Origin of the sequence: uncultured Cohaesibacter sp. (assembly GCF_963556055.3) — a bacterium.
GTDB lineage: Bacteria > Pseudomonadota > Alphaproteobacteria > Rhizobiales > Cohaesibacteraceae > Cohaesibacter.
Genome location: NZ_CAUVYE020000030.1, coordinates 124,944 through 143,977 on the forward strand (window position 1 = coordinate 124,944; position 19,034 = coordinate 143,977).

Consider the following 19,034-nt stretch of genomic DNA (forward strand, 5'->3'; position numbering starts at 1 on the left):
ACCTAATTTCGGTTTGCGAGAATTCATTTACGGAAGCGATTGGACACCACCACGGCCTAATTTTACTGGAATCCACACGGCAGCTGTAACTGATGAGGTTCTACAATATGTCCGTCAATTGGTCGGTGAAAGCGAAGTTGACAGCGAAATTGAACTCTCCGATCAAGTCAATATTGGCGAGGGTGACCGCCACAGCATGCCGCTTCTGGTTCTACTGCAATATGCTAGAAGCGGGAATGGAGTTGACGAAGCATATTGGAAAGCTGCAGAGAAATATATCATTGAAAGCATCTTTGATGACGAGGTTGCTTCCAAAGCTGGTGACAAAGCCCTTATCATTCAGCTACCTGATGGGGGAACAATTAAGCTAATCGATCAGCTCTCGCGGATTTCCAATGGTGTTGAAGAGATCGAGTTTGATGATGGAACAATCTGGACGTCAGATGAGATTTTTGCACGCTATTTCTCAGATGTGACATCAGATACCAATGATAATGTCTCAGGTTCTTATCGGGATGACACCATCACCGCAGGGCTAGGCGATGACGTTGTTGATGGATTGAAGGGATCTGATACTTACATCTACAATTTGGGTGATGGCAACGACATCATCATTGATGAAGTCAACAGCTCTTCCGACATGGATATACTTGAGTTGCGTGGCGTTTCCGCGAATGAAGTCACCCTTCAGCATGGCAGCGATTATGCCTTGCTCATAACTATGCCCGATGGGGTCACCATCACAATCACCAAGCAGTTCAGTGACGCTACCGGATATGGTATTGAGCAGATTGCCTTTGATGATGGAACGACCTTGGATCGCTTTGACATCAACGAAATGGTCAATACAGGTTCGGGTATAACACTTCCGGGCACTGATGGCATTGATACTCTCACCGGAACGAGTGACGATGATGGCATTTCTGGAGAACTTGGTGACGATACGCTGATCGGTAAATCCGGTAATGATATCTACTTCTATGCCAAGGGCGACGGATCAGATCTGATTGACGATCAAAACGGGTCCAGTTCCTACAAAGACATTCTCCAATTCATCGACATCAATCCAGATGAAATCGAACTGAGCCGTTCAAGCGGGCAGCTTCAGATCTTAATTATCGAGACAGGTGAAATAATCACTGTTGACGATCAGTTCTCGTCGACCAGCAGCCACTACGGCATCGAAGAAATCCGCTTTGCCAACGGAAGCAAGTGGGATCGAGACAAAATCCAGTCCGAGGCCTTTACCCTCGAAGGTGACGATGGGGCCAATAGCCTTGCCGGGGCATCTGGAAACTGGAGCGACACACTCATTGGTAATGGAGGTGATGACGCTCTCAATGGAGGAGACGGAGCTGACAGTTATGTCTACACCCTTGGAGATGGCAATGACGTTATCACGGACAAGGACTATAGCTCCGGTGTCATCGATCAGATCATTCTTCATGGCATGACCGCGGAAGAAATTGCTCTTTCTCGCGGTAACAGCAACTCTCTTGTCATCACCATGTCTGATGGAGGCACCATTACGGTCTATAGGCAGCTCTATGGTAGCCAATATGGCGTGGAGCAGATCACCTTTGATGACGGTACGATCTGGGATCGCACAGACATCCTCAACCGTTATCTCTCTGATATATCAACTGATGGTGACGACGCGATTGAAGGATCCTATGACAAGGATGTAATCACTGGGGGTCTTGGCGATGACAGTCTTGATGGCGGCACCGGCTCGGACACCTATGTCTATTCTCTGGGCGATGGTCATGATGTGATCGAGGACCGCGATTCTAGCTCCAGCTACTCCGACACCATCACCTTGCATGGTGTAACACCTGGCGAAGTTAGCTTGTTCCACAGAAGCGACGATGCACTTGTCATTACCATGCCAGATGGTGGGTCAATCGCCGTCACCAAACAGTATTACAATAATTATTACGGCGTCGAACAGATCGTCTTTGATGATGGCACGATCTGGACACGAAGTGGTACTGAGTTCCAGGGTGCAACTCCACTGGAAATTCTAGCAGGCACCTCTGCTGGCGAAGAACTGGTCGGAACGTCTGGGGCCGATGAGATTAGCGCCCTTGGCGGGGATGATTGGCTCGTTGGTGGCCTTGGTGCCGATGTGCTGAATGGCGGCGAGGGTTGGGATACGGCTGGCTACTGGAATGCGACAGAAGCCGTGACCGTCGATCTATCCGATCCTGCCAACAATACAGGTGAGGCCGCTGGCGACAGTTATGTCGATATCGAGGTGATTGTAGGTTCCGACTATAATGACACGCTCGTTGCCAACGATGACTGGAATGGCCTTTCCGGCGGGGCTGGTGATGACATCCTCAACGGCAAGGGTGGTGATGACTATCTCTATGGCGATGCTGGCAATGACACGTTTGTCTTTGCCGATGGAGATGGCAATGACTCTATTGAGGACTTTATTGCCGGTGCCGGTACAGATGATGTGATTGATCTTAGCAATGTTGTGAGCCTCAGTGACTATGCGTCGGTTTTGGCTGTAGCAGCCGATCAGGGGTCGGACGTGTTGCTCACGATTGACGCGGACAATTCGATCCTTCTTAGGGATGTGTCTGTAGCTGACCTTCATCAGGATGACTTCCGCTTTGCGTGAGGAAGAGGGTGTCTCCTGTGTTGAGTGCAAATAACAATAACCGGCGGTCCGGCCCTCGTGGCGGGGCCGTCGGCTTCTTTCGTCAGACCGGCGGTATCTGGCTGGGCGTGGCCGGGATCAGCACCATTCTCAATCTGCTGATGCTGACCGGGCCAATATTCATGCTGCAGGTCTATGACCGGGTACTGTCCAGTGGTTCGGTGCCGACGCTGGTTGTGCTGGCGGTGCTGGCCTTCTCGCTCTATTGCTTCTATGGCCTGCTGGATCTCTTGCGTAGCCGGATCCTGCTACGCACAGGGCAATATGTTGACACAAAGCTCTCCGATGATGTCTTCAGGATCTCAACGGCGGCGCCGGTGCTGATCGGCCCCAAGGCTGCGAAGCTTCGCCCGGTGCATGATCTTGATACGGTCCGTCAGTTCCTGTCCGGCCCGGGGCCATCGGCCTTGTGTGATACCCCTTGGATGCCCTTCTATCTGCTGATCGTCTATCTGTTCCATCCGATCCTTGGGCTCGTAGGCTTGTGCGGTGGGCTTTTGATCTGCCTGCTGATCGGGCTTAATGAATGGACGTCAAAGGGGCCAACAAGGGAAGCAACCGCCGAGGCGTCAACCAGACAGATGATGGTTGATGCGGCACGGAACAATAGTGAGGCGGTCAAGGCCATGGGCATGGTCGGTGCCCTGCAGATGCGCTGGAAAGAGAAAAATAGCGGCTATTTGAGCAAACAGAGATATGCGGCGGACCGGACGACCCTCTTTTCTGTTCTCACCAAAACCATTCGCTTCATCCTGCAGTCGGCCATGCTCGGCTTTGGCGCCTGGCTGACCATTCGTCAGGAAGTCAGCGGCGGGGTAATGATTGCGGGCTCCATCATGATCTCCCGGGCCTTGTCACCGATCGAGATCGCCGTCAGCCAGTGGCGCGGCTTTGTCTCCGCAAGACAGGCCTATGCTCGCCTGAGTGACATACTGGGCAAGATGCCTAATCATATGGTTCAGATGGAACTGCCTCTGCCGGAAAAGGCTCTGAGCGTAGAGCAGATGAGCTGTGCGCCGGTTGGTGTCAGAAAGCCGGTCGTGCAAGGGGTCTCGCTCGATCTTGAAGCCGGGCAGGGGCTTGGCATCATCGGCCCCTCTGGATCGGGCAAGTCAACCCTCGCAAAGACCCTCGTCGGAGTGAACCCGGCCCTTGCTGGCTCTGTCCGGCTGGATGGCTCGGAGCTTGCCCACTGGTCGGAGGATCAACATAGCCGCATCATCGGCTTCCTGCCGCAGGATGTTCAGATCTTCGATGGCACGGTGGCGGAGAATATCTCCCGATTCAGCAAAGATGCCGACCCGAATACCATTATCGAGGCGGCGCAACTGGCAGACCTTCATGACATGATCAGTCATTTGCCAGAAGGCTACAACACACAGATCGGAGCCTCAGGCTTTGCCCTCTCTGGCGGCCAGAAGCAGCGGATCGCTCTCGCCCGGGCCCTTTATGGCAATCCTTTCCTCATCGTGCTGGATGAACCCAACTCCAACCTTGACAGTCAAGGGGAAGCGGCCCTCGGCCGGGCTCTTATCGCCATGAAGGAAAAGGGCTCCATCGTTATCGTCATTGCCCATCGGCCCAGTGCTCTGGTAGCAGTCGATATGGTGCTGTGCCTCGATGAGGGGAAGATGAAGGCTTTCGGTCCCAAGAATGAGGTCCTGTCTAAGGTCCTGGCTCCGGTAAAGACACAGGGCGTTGCGTGAGGGCGGGAGTGGCATAAAGAATGACAATCGCAGAGACAACGGACCTCTCATTACGCGGCGAACTGAGAAAGCACTTCCTCATCGCCCTCATCCTTGGCCTTGGCATCATTGGTGGCTTGTTCATCTGGGCCAGCCTTGCAGAAATCTCCAGCGCCGTGGTGGCCAGTGGCTCGATCGTGGTGGAAGGCAATACCAAGCGGGTACAGCATCACGAAGGTGGGATTGTGAAGGACATATTGGTCAAGGAAGGGGATCACGTCGAAGCGGGAGATATTCTCATTCGTCTTGATGACACCCTGACCCAGGCTAATCTGGCGATTGTCACCAAGCAGCTGGCCGAACTGCGCGTGCAAGCCGCGCGTCTTTTGGCAGAACGCGACGGCAAGCCGAAGATCAAATTCCCCACCATCGAAGATGTCGCTTTTGGTAGTTCCGAATTGATTGAAATCCGTCAGGGGCACGCCCGTTTGATGGCCTCGCGGCAGAAATCTCTCATGGGACGGAAAAGTCAGCTGGAGGAGCAGATCAAACAACTCAGGAGCCAGATTGATGGATTGATCGTGCAACGGGATGCCAAGGCCGATGAGATCTCCTTAATCCAGGAGGATATTACTGCCTATGAGACCCTGAGAGAAAAGGATCTAGTGACCAAGTCGTCCCTCAATAGGCTCAAACGCGAGAAAGCGGAAATGGAGGGAGAATATGGGGAATTTGTCTCTTCCATCGCCCAGGTCCGACAGGCGGTAAGCGAAAAGCAGTTCTCCATTCTGCAGCTCAAGGAAGATAGCCAGGCCGATATTCTGGAACAATAACGCGAAGTCCATTCGAAAATCGCCCAACTGGAAGAACAAGAAATCTCCGCTCGCGATCAACTGAAACATATGCTCATTCGCTCACCACAAAGCGGCATCGTGCATCAGTTGGCGGTGCATACCATCGGTGCGGTCATCACGCCGAGCGAAACGGCGATGACCATAGTGCCATGCGGTGACAAGTTGATTGTGGAGGCGCAGGTCAGCCCCGCACATATCGACAGGTTATCGCCCAATCAGGAGGCTCGCTTGAAGTTCCCGGCCTTTGACAGCAGCACCACTCCGGAAATCGTGGCCAATCTCAATGTAATCTCGGCAGACAAGATCACAGATGAGTCAACAAGACAGTCCTATTATCTGGTGCGCCTATCTTTCAAAGGGGAAGAGCTCAAAAAGCTCGGCGATAAAACCCTCATCCCCGGCATGCCCGTCGAAACCTATCTACAAACCGGCTACAGAAGCGTCCTCTCATACCTGATCAAACCAATGAAAGACCAGATCGAACATGTGCTCAAGGAAAGGCAAAATATAGCATCAAAGCTACAGAAAAGCTAAACGGCCTCAGATTTGGTGGCATCGCGGAATTATAAAAAAGGGGGGGGTAGTTGGAGGAAGAGTTTCTTCTTGTTGTTGAAAATCGTTTATTTTCAACAACATACAAGAAGAAATGGCGGAGGGGGAGGGATTCGAACCCCCGGGACCGTGAAGCCCAACGGTTTTCAAGACCGCCGCAATCGACCACTCTGCCACCCCTCCGGCGTCATGTGGTTGGACGCCCTTTTGACGCTATTTCCATTGAATTGCAAGACTTCTTGCACCAGTTCGTTCGCCGTCTGTTGAAAACCGAAATCTCAAGGAATTTGAGGAATCAGTTTTTGATGTAACCCTTGCGCGACCATCTGGCGCAAATTGAGCCACTCAACCCTCTTCCAAACGAGGCATTTAACCTTTCATTCACCAACCAACACAGAAATGACGCATTTTTCCGATTAAAAAGTTACATTTCATCAATATTGAAATAATGTCCTCTAGAGTGTAAGGACTTCTGCTCGTCGGGCGTCGGTAACCTTGACTTTTCAGGTTAACACTCGCTCAAACACTGTCTTTGAAGACTTATCGCGAATTCGGGGCCGCATTCCCGGTTCGGATTAGCCAGTCATGGGTTTAGATGTGCGAATAACAATGTCCAGAGTAAAAAGAGGCGGGGCGATCATCGCGGTGGTCGGCGTGGCAGGTCTGGCCCTCGCAGGCTGCTCGCAAACCTCAAAAAAATCATCTGGTAAATATGATCCCAAATATGGTGTATCCGCAAGCTCACGGGTAGCAACCAAAACGAGCGAATTCCGAAAAGGCGGTGGCGTATACAAGGTCGGCAAACCCTACAAGGTCGCAGGTCGAACCTACGTGCCTAAGCACGAGCCATCCTATAACAAGGTGGGCAAAGCATCCTGGTATGGTGAAGATTTTCATGGCCGTCTGACGGCTAATGGCGAGATTTTCAACATGAACACCCTGACGGCAGCCCATCCGACTCTGCCGTTGCCCTCCTATGCCCGCGTAACCAACTTGAAGAATGGCCGCTCCGTCATTGTTCGCATCAATGACAGAGGACCATTTGCTCACAGCCGAATTATCGACTTGTCAAAACGCGTGGCGGTTAAACTTGGCTTTATCAATGATGGCATTGCAAATGTCCGCGTAAAATATGTTGGCAAGGCTCGCATGGATGGACATGACGCGGAATATCTGGAAGCGTCCTATAGGGAGAAAGGCCAGCCGATTGGCAATGATCGTCAGTCTTTGCCAGGGGAGGAAACTCCAGCCAGCGCAGCCCCAACCATCATGATGGCTTCCGCAAAACCGGCGCGCAAACCCTCATCCAATTATCTGCTTGCCAATCTTCCGCAAATGGGAAGCACTCCTTCAAAGCAGACAACAGCTCGCCCAATAGATCTGGCGGGTTCCGGCCCAATGATCTTGGCACCCATTGATCTGGTTGGAAGCGGATATGATCAGACAACCGCGATCGGCTCAACCAAATCGGCCCCCGTCCATCTGGCAGGATATATGGCACCGGTCCAGCTCAATTACGCATCGACCACCAGCCAGCAGTCCTCTCTGGGTCAGACCGCAATCTCTTCCATGTTTGCAAAAAGCCAGAACTTGCGCCCCCAGAACGCGGATGGCAGCGACATGATTGGAACCTTCCAGCCAGCATATGCGAAACGCATTGCGATAGAGTTCGCAATGATCGCGGCGCTTAACGTTACGGATAATCCTGACGGGACTCAGACGCTGACAATTCACAAACTCAAGCAAGGGGTGAGTTGGGAAGATGTCACCAGCCTTAGGCAAACACTGGGCATTCCCAGAGGTTAAGCACCGATCATCTTGTAATTTTTACTGATTTTTGAAGGAGAGTTAACAAGCTCTCCTTTTTCTTTGCGATCAGTTACGTTAAGCTACCTAATTGTTGACCGGCGCATCAGGGACGCTTCCTATCTCCCTTTCCTTTGCAAGCGCCACACTTCTTGGGCCTTAAGGGGCCTTATTATTTTTGCGTAAGGTTGGAGAGAGGGATGCTCACCACCATGTTTAAGAAAATTTCTTACCTTTTGCGTTTATTGATTCTGGTGACAGCCACACTAGCAACATATCAATCAGCAAACGCTCAGGTTTACCAAACCGCAGCCAAAAATGCCTATTTGATTGACGGCAATTCGGGCGCTGTTCTTTTTTCAAAAGGCGAAGACGATCCTATTCCTCCCGCTTCACTTGCCAAATTGATGACGGTCGAAGTCGTATTTCACGCTCTCAAGAATGGCGAGCTATCACTGGATGAGGAATTCTATATTTCAGAACATGCCTGGCGCGATGGTGGAGCCAATTCTGGCGGCTCAACCATGTTTGCCAAGCTTGGATCGCTGGTACCACTTGACGCATTGCTCCATGGCATCATTGTACAATCAGGCAATGATGCCTGTATCGCAGTTGCTGAAGGCATGGCCGGCAACGAGGCCACTTTCGCGCAGTTGATGAACAAACGGGCCAAGGAGATCGGCCTGACCAACTCCAATTTTGTCAATTCGACGGGCCTGCCAGCCGATGATCAACATGTGACGGCCAAGGACCTAGCGATCCTTGCGCGCCACATCATCACCGAATACCCTGATTTCTATCACTATTTTGCCATTCCAGAATATACTTGGAACGGTATCACACAGCAGAACCGCAACCCCATTCTAGGCTTCACCGAAGGAGCGGACGGCCTCAAGACCGGACACACACAGGCAGCTGGCTATTGCCTGGTTGCGTCTGCCAAACGAGACGACCAGAGACTTATTTCTGTCCTCACGGGCATGACATCCAAAAAGCAACGGCGAGAAGAAGCCCGCAAGATCATGAACTGGGGTTTCAGAGCTTTCACCTCGAAACGCATCTTCGATCCGGGTGAGGAAATCGCACAAGCCAGCGTCTATGGCGGCGCGCAACCGCAAGTCACTCTGGTCAGCGCAAAACCTGTCGTTCTGTTCATGCCACGCGCTCAGCAAGGTCTCATGAAAGCACGTGTCTATTATCAGGGCCCGCTCATGGCACCGCTCAAGGAAGGGCAGGAGGTCGCAACCCTCAAGGTGTGGAGCGATGACAAGATCGTCTATGAAGCCCCCTTGATTACGGCCGATGCTGTGGATGAAGGAACCATGACACAGCGTGCCATTGATGCGCTCAAGGAACTTCTTCTCGGTTGGCTCTAGATGTGAACGGCAAGGGATCGACAAGGGATCGCCAAGCGCTCCTGGCCTTCCGAAGAATGGAAATTCCTGTTCTGTTTGATCGCAAAAGCAGGTAACAGTCAGATAGTTTCCGATCAGAATCGAGTCGATCATGTCACGAGGTAAATTCATCACATTTGAAGGCGGAGAGGGGGTTGGCAAATCGACTCAAATTCGCCTTCTCAAAGAGAAACTCGAACACAAAGGCATAGACTGCATACAATCCCGCGAACCGGGGGGATCTCCACACGCCGAGGAAGTGAGGGACGTGCTCCTGTCAGGGTTTGCGGAAGGTATGGGCATCTCTCCGGCTGGCGAAGCGGTTCTTTTTGCTGCCGCACGTGCTGACCATGTTGATACGATCATAAAGCCGGCACTCGAAACAGGACAGTGGGTCCTCTGTGATCGGTTCATGGACTCGACCCGCATCTATCAGGGCGAAAGCCAGGAGGTGACCGAAGATCTGGTCGACATTCTCGAACGCCTTGCTATCAATGGTGTTTCGCCGGATATCACCTTTATCCTCGATCTCAGAGCAGATGTCGGAATGGCTCGCGCCAACAAAAGACGTAACGAAAATGAAGCAGCCGACCGTTTCGAGCGAGAAGCCATGCATATCCATGAGAATCGCCGCAATGCCTTTCTCAAGCTTGCCCGGAAAAATCCCAAGCGTTGCAAGGTGATCGACGCTTCTCAAACCATCGAGGAAATTGCTACAGACATTTGGAAAATCGTTGAAACCGACTTATTGTCCACGCATATGGCCAGAGTCAACAAATCCGCCCCAACCACAACCGACGAGACAGGCAAAGACTAGATGGCACAGAGTGATCAGGACATCCAGATCTTTGATTCAATTGAAAATCTGGCACCGCCACACATGCAGCGCCTTTTTTTCGGCCACAAAGCCGAAGAGAAGCGGCTATTGTCGTCATGGAACTCGGGCAAAATGCATCATGCGTGGCTGTTGACAGGTCCCAAAGGCATCGGCAAAGCCACTTTTGCTTTTCGGGCCGCTCGCTTCATTTTCAATGAAGGAGGAAAGAAGGATGCCATTTCCTTGCTTGAAGATGCTGCGCCGACATCCCTCGATTGCCCCGAAGACAGCCATTCAAACCATCTCATCAACAATCTGGCGCATCCGAACCTTCTGGTCATCGATCGCCCCTATGACGAGAAAGCAAAGAAATTCAAAACCGAGATTACCGTCGATGAGGTGCGTAAGACCGTCAAATTCTTTGGCTCTACGGCCGGAGAGGGGACATGGCGGGTTTGCATCGTTGACCCTGCCGATGATCTCAACAGCAATGCAGCAAACGCTCTGCTGAAAATCCTTGAAGAACCGCCCAAGCGGACCGTTTTCTTTCTGATATCGCACGCTCCGGGTCGCCTTCTGCCGACGATCCGCTCTCGGTGTCGTCGCCTCAGTTTCTCGCCTCTTGCCGGTAAGGACCTCAGTGACGCCATTCAGGGGCTGGAGATTGCAGACGGAGAGACCCTCACACATTTGAGCAAGAGCTGCGCCGGTTCCATCCGCAAGGCCGCCGAACTGCAATCCAACGAAGGTCTCGTACTCATTCACACTTTCGAGAGGCTGCTGGCACCGCCCCATAATCCCGATTATGACAGCCTCAACAATTTTGCTGATCTGGTTGCGCAACGTGGCAAAGAAGAGCGCATCGACAATTTCTCAGATCTTGTACATGGCTACCTTTCCCACCAACTGCATCAGCAGAGCCGCAAAGCGAATGCAGACGTAAAGAACCTCAACGCCCTTGCTGATGCCTGGGAAGAAGCAAGAGAGATGCTCCAGCAAACCCGTATTTTCAATCTCGACAAGAAGCAGACAGTAATCGAAATTGTGCGCATGCTGGCCAAAGCATCCAAGGCGAGCTGAAAAACCCCTTTAAAACCCGCTTTCCACCAGCATTCGACAAAATGACTTGACGACACACGTCCCTTCGCCCACAAACCTGTTTGAAGAATTCATTCCTCCCTTTGCCTCGGCTGTTGGACCAATCATCCAATCGCCGTCTGATTGGGAGAAAATCCACCCAAAGCTAGAAAACGACCATCGGCATGACTGACAAAACTCCGTTTTTCATCTCCACCGCTATCTCCTATCCCAACGGCGCCCCTCATATCGGGCATGCCTATGAAATGATGGCAACGGACTCGATGGCACGCTTCAAGCGGCTCGACGGGCATGAGGTTTTCTTCTGCACCGGCACAGACGAGCATGGACAGAAAATGCAGCAGACGGCCGAGAAAATCGGCCTGACCGCAGCAGAGCTTGCGGATCGTAACGCACCGGTCTTTGAAAGAATGACCAAGGCGCTCAACTTGTCCAACGACGATTTCATTCGCACCACCCAGGCTCGCCACTATGAAGCGTCCAAAGCCATCTGGAAGGCCATGGAAGCCAACGGCGACATCTATCTGGATAGTTATGCGGGCTGGTATTCTGTGCGCGATGAGGCCTATTATGCCGAAAGCGAAACCGAGCTGCGCGAGGATGGCGTCCGCTATGGCCCGCAGGGATCTCCGGTCGAATGGACCGAAGAGGAAAGCTATTTCTTCCGTCTCTCTGCCTATCAGGACAAATTGCTGGCGCTTTATGAAAACCAGCCCGACTTCATGGGGCCTTCCGAGCGCCGCAACGAAATCATCAGCTTTGTGAAAAGCGGCCTGCGCGATCTTTCCATTTCACGCACGACCTTTGACTGGGGCATTCCTGTTCCCGGAAATGACAAGCATGTGATGTATGTCTGGGTTGATGCGTTGACCAACTATATCACCGCACTGGGCTACCCCAACATCGACGCTGAGAAATTCAAGACTTTCTGGGGCAATGGCACCCATATTATCGGCAAGGACATCATTCGCTTTCATGCGGTCTACTGGCCTGCATTCCTGATGTCGGCAGGTGTTCCGCTTCCGAAACGGGTTTTCGCACACGGTTTCCTGTTCAACCGCGGTGAGAAAATGTCCAAATCGATCGGTAATGTGATCGATCCCTTTGGCCTCATCGAGGAATATGGCCTCGACCAGACACGCTTCTTCTTCCTGCGTGAAGTGCCATTCGGTCAGGACGGCAACTATAGTCACGAAGCCATCGTCAACCGCACCAATGCAGATCTTGCCAACGACCTTGGCAACCTTGCCAGCCGCTCACTTTCGATGATCGCCAAGAACTGCGATAAGGCACTGCCGGAACCCGGTGACTACAGCGCCGAAGACAAGGCAATGCTGGATCAGGCAGATGCGATGCTCGACAAATGTCGGGACGCGATGGACAAGCAGCTGATCCACAAGGCACTGGAGACCATTTGGGATACGGTCGGCGAGGCCAACAAATATTTCGCGTCCCAAGAACCCTGGGCCTTGCGCAAAACCGATCCGGATCGCATGAAGACGGTTCTCTATGTCACCGCCGAAATCATCCGTCAGGTCGGCATTCTGGCGCAACCCTTCATTCCGGATTCAGCCAACAAATTGCTTGATCTGTTTGCATTGAGCCAGGATCAGCGCCTCTTTACGGCTCTGGGCGGTGAGGGGCGCCTAAAAAGCGGCACCCCAATCGACAAGCCGAGCCCGGTTTTCCCTCGCTATGTTGAGAAGACAGAAGAAGACGAGGCATAGAAAAGCCAATGCTGGTCGATAGTCACTGCCATCTGGATTTCCCCGATTTCCAGAACGAACTTGATGATGTCGTAAAAAGAGCCGAGACGTCCGGTGTCGGGCATATGGTGACCATATGCACACGGATCACCGAGTTCGATGCCATCAAGGCTATCGCCGAACGCTATGACAATGTCTTCTGCTCTGTTGGCACCCATCCGCATAACGCTGATGAGGAACTCGACTTTTCCGCCGAAGACATAGCAAAGCTTGCCGAACATCCAAAATGCGTAGCCATCGGCGAAGTCGGCCTTGACTATTTCTATGACAATGCACCACGGGACGCGCAGGCTCAAGGCCTGCGGACCCATATCAAGGCTGCGAGACTGACCGGCTTGCCTCTGGTCATCCATTCCCGCGATGCCGATGACGACATGATCCGTATTCTGGAGGAAGGTATGGAGGAGGGCGCTTATAAAGCCATCTTGCACTGCTTCTCCTCGGGTCGAAACCTTGCAATGCGGGCTTTGAAGATGGGGCACCATATCTCTCTGTCAGGCATTCTTACATTCAAGCGCAGCCAGGACATACGCGATATCGTGGCCGATGTTCCGCTTGATCGGTTGCTGGTTGAGACCGACGCACCTTATCTTGCGCCCATGCCGTTTCGCGGCAAGCGCAATGAACCATCTTATGTGGTCAATACAGCGCAGGTCCTTGCGGACGTGAAAGGCACAACCCTTGAAGAAATGACAGAGATAACGACGGAAAACTTCTTCCGTCTCTTCTCAAAAGCGGTAAGATAGCCCGTCCGAACAAGTAACAACAATCGGTTTGAAAAATGAAACCTCAGGACGGATACAGGCTACAAATCTTGGGATGCGGATCCTCTCCGGGCGTTCCACGGGTCGGCAATGACTGGGGCAAATGCGACCCCAAAAATCCGAAGAACCGTAGAACCCGATGCTCAGCACTCGTAGAGAGATGGCAAGGCAACAAGGTTACACGCATGCTGATCGATACCGGTCCGGATTTCCGTGAGCAGATGCTGCGTGCCGAAGTCGACTGGGTCGATGGCGTTGTCTACACCCATCCTCATGCGGACCATACTCATGGCATTGATGACCTGCGCGCATTCGTCTTCAACAGGCGCGAGCGTGTGAAGGTCTATGCCAACGAGTTGACTCTCGAACGCACCAGGAATGCCTTCCGATATTGTTTTGAAACACCCAAGGGCAGCAGCTACCCACCGATCCTGGAAGCCACTCTGATTGATCACGGTCAGCCACTGACCATTGATGGACCAGCCGGGCCGATCGAGACGATGCCCTTCAATCAGGTTCACGGCGATATTTTCTCGCTCGGATTCCGGGTCGGCAATCTCGCATACTCGTCCGATGTGAACGACATCCCGGAAGAGAGCATGCAATATCTTCAGGATCTCGATATCTGGATTGTCGACGCCTTACGCTATTCGCCCCATCCAAGCCACTTTTGCCTTGATCAAGTCATCGAGTGGTCTGAACGCATCAAGCCGAAGAAAACAGTCCTCACGCACATGCATGTCGACATGGACTACGATACGCTGCTGCGAAATCTGCCTGGCAATTTCATCCCGGCCTTTGACGGCTTGATACTGCAATTCTAGACCACGCTCGATTGGCAAAGACGCAAGGCATCATCTGTGCATCATGCATCAAAGGATGCCATCACAGAGCCCATCATGCGCATTGAGCCAGTCGTGAAACGCTTTATAAAAGCATCGCAAGCCCATGTTTTATTGAGGTTATTTCCGAAACTCAAACAGTCACCCAATATGACACGAAATTTAAATTCCATAATATAGATTATGCGAAACACTCTTGTAAGGAACAGAACCAGATTTTGAACGCGCAACACATCCATTCTATCACACGAATTTATCTAAAATTTTATGCAATCGCCCGCTGTGCTCCCCTATTTCAGGCAGCGTTATAATCCTTCATCCCGCGACCAAGAACCGTCGCCAGAATAATTCTTATATCGAGCAACACTGTGCGACGCGCGACGTAATCTGCATCAACATGAGCCAGCTTCTGCGGATCGCTCATGTCGATATTCTGGATCTGTGCGAACCCCGTGATTCCTGGCAGACTGTCGAGCACGCCCAGATCCCGGCGCCAGTTCACAAGCTCTTCCTGCTTGGGCAAACATGGCCTCGGGCCAACAAGGCTCATTTCACGGCAAAGGATATTCCAGATTTGCGGCAGTTCATCGATGCGCGAGCGGCGCAAGAAACCACCAATTCGGGTCACGGAACTCCGGCTCACCTCATGAGTGGCTGCGACTTTGGTGTCTTCCTTCATGGTCCTGAACTTGTAGCAGGTGAAAACGCGACCGCCCTTTCCGACACGCGCCTGCCTGAAAATCACAGGCCCCGGACTATCAAACCGAATGAGAACAAACATCAAGGGAAAAAGCCACCAAAGCAGACAGACAACCGCCAGCACGAATGACATATCAATGCACCAGTGCAAGGCGTGATAAAACCCGTTCCCCATTTGCCGATTGCTGAGCGGGATCATCTGACGCCTTGGATCAAGATCCTCGACCAGAACCCTGTCGATAGCATTCTCAAGCGCGGGATAATCGACAACCGGCTTCAAGGCAGCAATGAGACCAAAGAGCCCGTCCGCCAAAAAACCGGGCAAGGCGTTCAACCATGAAAGACGATCACGATAGGGCTTCGCATGAGGATAGGCAGGCCGCAAGATTATCGGAGTGCAGGCCCCCTGCTCGCTGCAAATGCTTTTCAGGGTTTGTTCTGCCAGCCACTTGCTACGGCCATACGGAGCGGAATCATGCTCATCTGCGCGGATAGTGGAGAGATAGACTTGCCGCTTTACTCCGGCCTTCACCAGTTTGCGGCATAAGGCAGCAAAAAGCTCGACATTATCGCGCACATAATCAGCGTCTTCACCTGTGCCGTCGCTATCGCGTCGCGTCAAATGAAGGCAGCAGTCGTAACCGGCCAGACGCTCCTTGTCGACACAGTCATAATCAGCAACCGCAAGATCCATGTCTGAAAACAGTGTCTTGATAGCAGCAGGATCATGGTCGAGAAGCAACAATTCATGCCCCTCTTCAGCCAAATGCCTCACGAGCCTTGAGCCGACAAAATCATGCGCTTCGGTTACGATGAGTTTCATTTCAAGTCAGCCCGCTTTCTGCTCTTCCGATGCGGCCTCACCCCTAGAGGTGGTCTTGAATTGCCCGGCAAGATAAAGAGCCCAGGCGATATTGAGCCAGGTGAAAAAGTTTTTGTGCTGCCCGAAAGCATGCGAATAGGTTGAAATCGGCCATAGAATCGCAATCAGAATGCAAAGCGCTGCAATCACCTCACGTGACATTTCATGCCGGCGTTTTGCACCATTGAGCACTTGCGCAAAAATGGCCACGACCATGGCAAGAAAGAGCAGAAGCCCGATTGCACCGGTTTCGGCGAAAATCTGGATATAGAGATTATGCGGGTGCGGGTAGCAAACCGTTTTGCTGAGACCACGCAAGGCCTCCGTTGAAGTGCAGAATAGCTGATGATTTTTCGGACCGATCCCGAAGACGGGATGCATTTCGCCAGCCATGAACCCGCGCATCCATGGCACATAATAGTCGCTTGTCGACATCCATGGCAAACGCTTGACGATCGAGACCTGAAATCTGCGCACCAGCTCAGGATCAAGCACAAACACCAATACAACCAAGGCAAAGCAAATCACAAGAACCGAAATCAGAACGTTACGCCGCATGCCACTGGCGAGAAGAAACAGAGCAAGACCGAATATGAATTCTATCGACACATAGACTTCGCCGGTCAGAATTGCGCTTGAAAGAAGCATCGCAACCAGCGGCAATGCCCAGAAAGCAGAACGGGTATTTTCGAGAACCTTCTTGAGCGCCCAAAAGGAAACAGGCAGCCCGAAGCCAAGCATCAACCAGCCCGCCTTGGTATTCTGGTTCCAGGTTCCGTAAAGCCTGACCTTGCTTGGATCGAGAATTTTCTCGTGCAGCATGGACCCCAACATGACGGCAAGGCCAACACACAAAGCGACCAAAACATATCTGCGAGCGCCGGGCACATATTCAAGAAAATAGGACAATGCCAAGGCAAAGAGCGGAAACCGTATCCAACCGGCAGAGTCTTCAAGAGAATGAACAGGCCAGCTGGACAGAAGCGAGGCAACAATGATCCAGATCCAGAAAATCAAGGCGATCTGAAACCACCGGAATGAAAGCCATTGAGTATTTCCATGCATCACAGAATGGCCGATGAACAACACAACGGTCCCCGTCAGCCATATATCGGACGCGGCATTGCCAATCAGTGTGAAAATACAAATGGAGAAAAGCCAAAGTCGGAGAAGTGTTTCGATCCTTCTTGTCATCATGCCTTGGTCGCCCCATTCTCGGCGACATCTTCCCCGGCTTGTTGATCTGATTGATCGGGTTTTTCACCCACTTCCTTGTAAACCGGGATGGCGGACACTTCAGCGATCATGGGTTTGCGCAAGATCTTCCCTGCCGTTTCCTCGTCGCATTGCTCCAGCGCCGTCTTGAGCGACCTCAACAGCTCTTGCAAATGCTCCCTAACGGGAAGTGGATCCATTGCCACCAGAATATGCGGATGTGCGGTACCAGACAGGTTATTGTCATAGGCAAGCTCCTCGGTCATCTTTTCGCCTGCCCGCAAGCCAATATATTTGATCTCGATATCCCCGGTCGGATTGTCTTCACTTTTGACCGTGTGTCCTGACAATTCGATCATCCGCTGGGCGAGATCGGAAATCTTGACCTCACGCCCCATATCCAGAACGAAAACCTCTCCACCTTTCGAAAGACTCCCGGCCTGAATGACCAATAGGGCAGCTTCCGGGATGGTCATGAAATAGCGTGTTACGTCGGGATGAGTAACGGTCACCGGACCACCATTTCGAATCTGCTCGGAAAATAGCGGAACCACAGATCCTGAAGACCCAAGCACATTGCCAAAACGAACCATGGTGAAAATCGTTTTTTCCGACCTGTCTGCCATATCCTTGACAATAAGCTCGGAAACGCGCTTCGAGATGCCCATGATATTGGCTGGGCGCACGGCCTTGTCGGTCGAAATGAGAATGAACCGCTCGGCCCCATGGCGCAGCACGCATTCGCACAAGGTCTTTGTGCCCAGAATGTTATTTTTGACAGCCGCCAGAATATTGCTCTCAACCAGCGGCACATGTTTGTAAGCGGCCGCGTGGTAAACCGTCTGGACCGGACAATCCGTCAGAATTCTGTCCAGATGCTCAGCGTCGCAAATGCTTCCCAAAATCGGAACGATCTCGCATTGGCCATCGAGCACAGGACGTGAGTCCCCCAGTTCCTGATCGATACGGTAAAGATTGAACTCGCAGGCATCCAGCATGACCAGCTTCTTGGCGCCATTATGCACGACCTGACGGCAGATTTCCGAACCGATGGACCCGCCCGCACCAGTGACAAGAACCACTTTGTCAACAAGGCTTTTTGCGATCAACGCTTCCTCGGGAACCACGGTGTCCCTGTTCAGAAGGTCTTCGATCTCAACCTTCCTGAGAGTGTCGATCGAGGCGGCACCCATAACGATTTCCGGCATCGAGGGAACCGTCATCACCTTGATGCCATCCTTGGTCAACTCCCGAATGAGTTCGTTCTTCTTCTCGTCGCTAACGGACGGCATCGCGAGCAGAACATGCTTGATTTCCAAGCTGCCGACCAGATCTTTCAGCTCACGACGCGCATAAACACGCAAACCGTGAACCGAGGTGTGATAGAGGCTCTTGTCGTCATCAACAAAGGCAACCGGCTTCAGCTCCATGCTGTTTTCCAGCGCCAACGCCAACTGCACCCCTGCCCCGCCAGCACCGTAAATCGCGACATGCTGCTTGTTGAGCAAATGAGAGATGACCCAATGATAGTAATAGCGGATCGAATAGCGGCTCGCGGCGGCATAAAAGGTCACGAGCAACGCAAAAATAAACGGAACAGATCTCGGCATGATCGGCTCGGCAGCGAAGAAGCCGAGCACCATGATGCTCAGACTGAGCAGAAAAACCGATTTGACGATCTGAAACAGGATGTCGGAACCGACATACCGCATGACCGAACGATAGAAATGGTTGTATGTGAAAATTCCGATTGCCGCAAAAGCGGAGAAAAGAAAGATCCACCAATGGTGGTAAAGATATCGTTCCGGCCAGACATCGGACAAACGCATGACATAGGCAAGCCAGAGAAAGAATGGTGTTGCCAGGAAATCGATTGCCATCATCAGCAATCTTTTCCAGCTCCTGGGAATGCCAATAATGACCTCATTAAATTTTTTCAGATGTCTATGCATATGTCAGCCTATACCTGCTGCTATCCCTATAGCAACCAAACGGTAATGTCTTCAATT

The 19,034-nt window shown here is 52.1% G+C and carries 14 protein-coding genes and 1 tRNA gene; 11 read left to right on the forward strand and 4 right to left on the reverse strand.

Annotated features, from left to right (window positions below):
• Positions 1–118: 118 nt before the first annotated feature.
• The 4 genes from ACHZB8_RS18455 (at position 119) to ACHZB8_RS18470 (ending at position 5,744) form a co-directional block, all read left to right on the forward strand.
• On the forward strand, positions 119–2,632 hold the full coding sequence (locus ACHZB8_RS18455; protein WP_316862479.1) for a calcium-binding protein: 2,514 nt from the start codon (positions 119–121) through the stop codon (positions 2,630–2,632).
• A 17-nt stretch (positions 2,633–2,649) separates the two neighbouring features.
• Complete coding sequence (locus ACHZB8_RS18460) at positions 2,650–4,377, forward strand: type I secretion system permease/ATPase (protein WP_316862480.1); 1,728 nt, start codon at positions 2,650–2,652, stop codon at positions 4,375–4,377.
• Between the two features lie 20 nt (positions 4,378–4,397).
• On the forward strand, positions 4,398–5,189 hold the full coding sequence (locus tag ACHZB8_RS18465) for a biotin/lipoyl-binding protein (RefSeq protein WP_316862481.1): 792 nt from the start codon (positions 4,398–4,400) through the stop codon (positions 5,187–5,189).
• A 69-nt stretch (positions 5,190–5,258) separates the two neighbouring features.
• Positions 5,259–5,744, forward strand: coding sequence for an HlyD family efflux transporter periplasmic adaptor subunit (locus tag ACHZB8_RS18470; protein WP_316862482.1), 486 nt, complete (start codon positions 5,259–5,261; stop codon positions 5,742–5,744).
• A gap of 113 nt (positions 5,745–5,857) precedes the next feature.
• Here ACHZB8_RS18470 and ACHZB8_RS18475 read toward each other — a convergent pair.
• Positions 5,858–5,945, reverse strand: a tRNA-Ser gene (locus ACHZB8_RS18475).
• Between the two features lie 426 nt (positions 5,946–6,371).
• On the opposite strand from ACHZB8_RS18475, the gene ACHZB8_RS18480 reads away from it, so the two are divergent.
• The 7 genes from ACHZB8_RS18480 to ACHZB8_RS18510 all read left to right on the forward strand — a co-directional run bounded on the left by ACHZB8_RS18480 (position 6,372) and on the right by ACHZB8_RS18510 (position 14,231).
• Positions 6,372–7,568, forward strand: a complete 1,197-nt coding sequence (locus ACHZB8_RS18480) for a septal ring lytic transglycosylase RlpA family protein (RefSeq protein ID WP_316862483.1) — start codon at positions 6,372–6,374, stop codon at positions 7,566–7,568.
• Positions 7,569–7,780: 212 nt separating this feature from the next.
• Positions 7,781–8,944 (forward strand): D-alanyl-D-alanine carboxypeptidase family protein, encoded by a 1,164-nt coding sequence (locus ACHZB8_RS18485; protein WP_316862484.1) that lies wholly within the window; start codon positions 7,781–7,783, stop codon positions 8,942–8,944.
• 130 nt (positions 8,945–9,074) lie between these two features.
• Positions 9,075–9,779: a dTMP kinase gene (gene tmk / locus ACHZB8_RS18490; protein WP_316862486.1), complete on the forward strand. Its 705-nt coding sequence runs from the start codon at positions 9,075–9,077 to the stop codon at positions 9,777–9,779.
• Entirely contained in the window at positions 9,780–10,859 is a 1,080-nt protein-coding gene (locus tag ACHZB8_RS18495; RefSeq protein ID WP_316862488.1) for a DNA polymerase III subunit delta', read from the forward strand.
• Between the two features lie 182 nt (positions 10,860–11,041).
• Positions 11,042–12,604, forward strand: coding sequence for a methionine--tRNA ligase (metG, locus tag ACHZB8_RS18500; protein ID WP_316862490.1), 1,563 nt, complete (start codon positions 11,042–11,044; stop codon positions 12,602–12,604).
• A gap of 8 nt (positions 12,605–12,612) precedes the next feature.
• Positions 12,613–13,389, forward strand: a complete 777-nt coding sequence (locus tag ACHZB8_RS18505; protein WP_316862491.1) for a TatD family hydrolase — start codon at positions 12,613–12,615, stop codon at positions 13,387–13,389.
• Between the two features lie 35 nt (positions 13,390–13,424).
• Positions 13,425–14,231, forward strand: a complete 807-nt coding sequence (locus tag ACHZB8_RS18510; RefSeq protein ID WP_316862492.1) for an MBL fold metallo-hydrolase — start codon at positions 13,425–13,427, stop codon at positions 14,229–14,231.
• A 313-nt stretch (positions 14,232–14,544) separates the two neighbouring features.
• On the opposite strand, the gene ACHZB8_RS18515 is transcribed toward ACHZB8_RS18510, so the two are convergent.
• Genes ACHZB8_RS18515 through ACHZB8_RS18525 form a run of 3 tightly spaced genes read right to left on the reverse strand, consistent with a single transcriptional unit; the run spans position 14,545 to position 18,908 of the window.
• Positions 14,545–15,771, reverse strand: coding sequence for a sugar transferase (locus ACHZB8_RS18515; protein WP_316862493.1), 1,227 nt, complete (start codon positions 15,769–15,771; stop codon positions 14,545–14,547).
• Between the two features lie 6 nt (positions 15,772–15,777).
• A complete protein-coding gene (locus ACHZB8_RS18520) occupies positions 15,778–17,007 on the reverse strand; it encodes an O-antigen ligase family protein (RefSeq protein WP_316862494.1) in 1,230 nt (409 codons plus the stop codon).
• Positions 17,004–18,908: a nucleoside-diphosphate sugar epimerase/dehydratase gene (locus tag ACHZB8_RS18525; RefSeq protein WP_316862495.1), complete on the reverse strand. Its 1,905-nt coding sequence runs from the start codon at positions 18,906–18,908 to the stop codon at positions 17,004–17,006. The genes ACHZB8_RS18520 and ACHZB8_RS18525 overlap by 4 nt, the downstream gene beginning before the upstream one ends.
• Between the last annotated feature and the right edge of the window lie 126 nt (positions 18,909–19,034).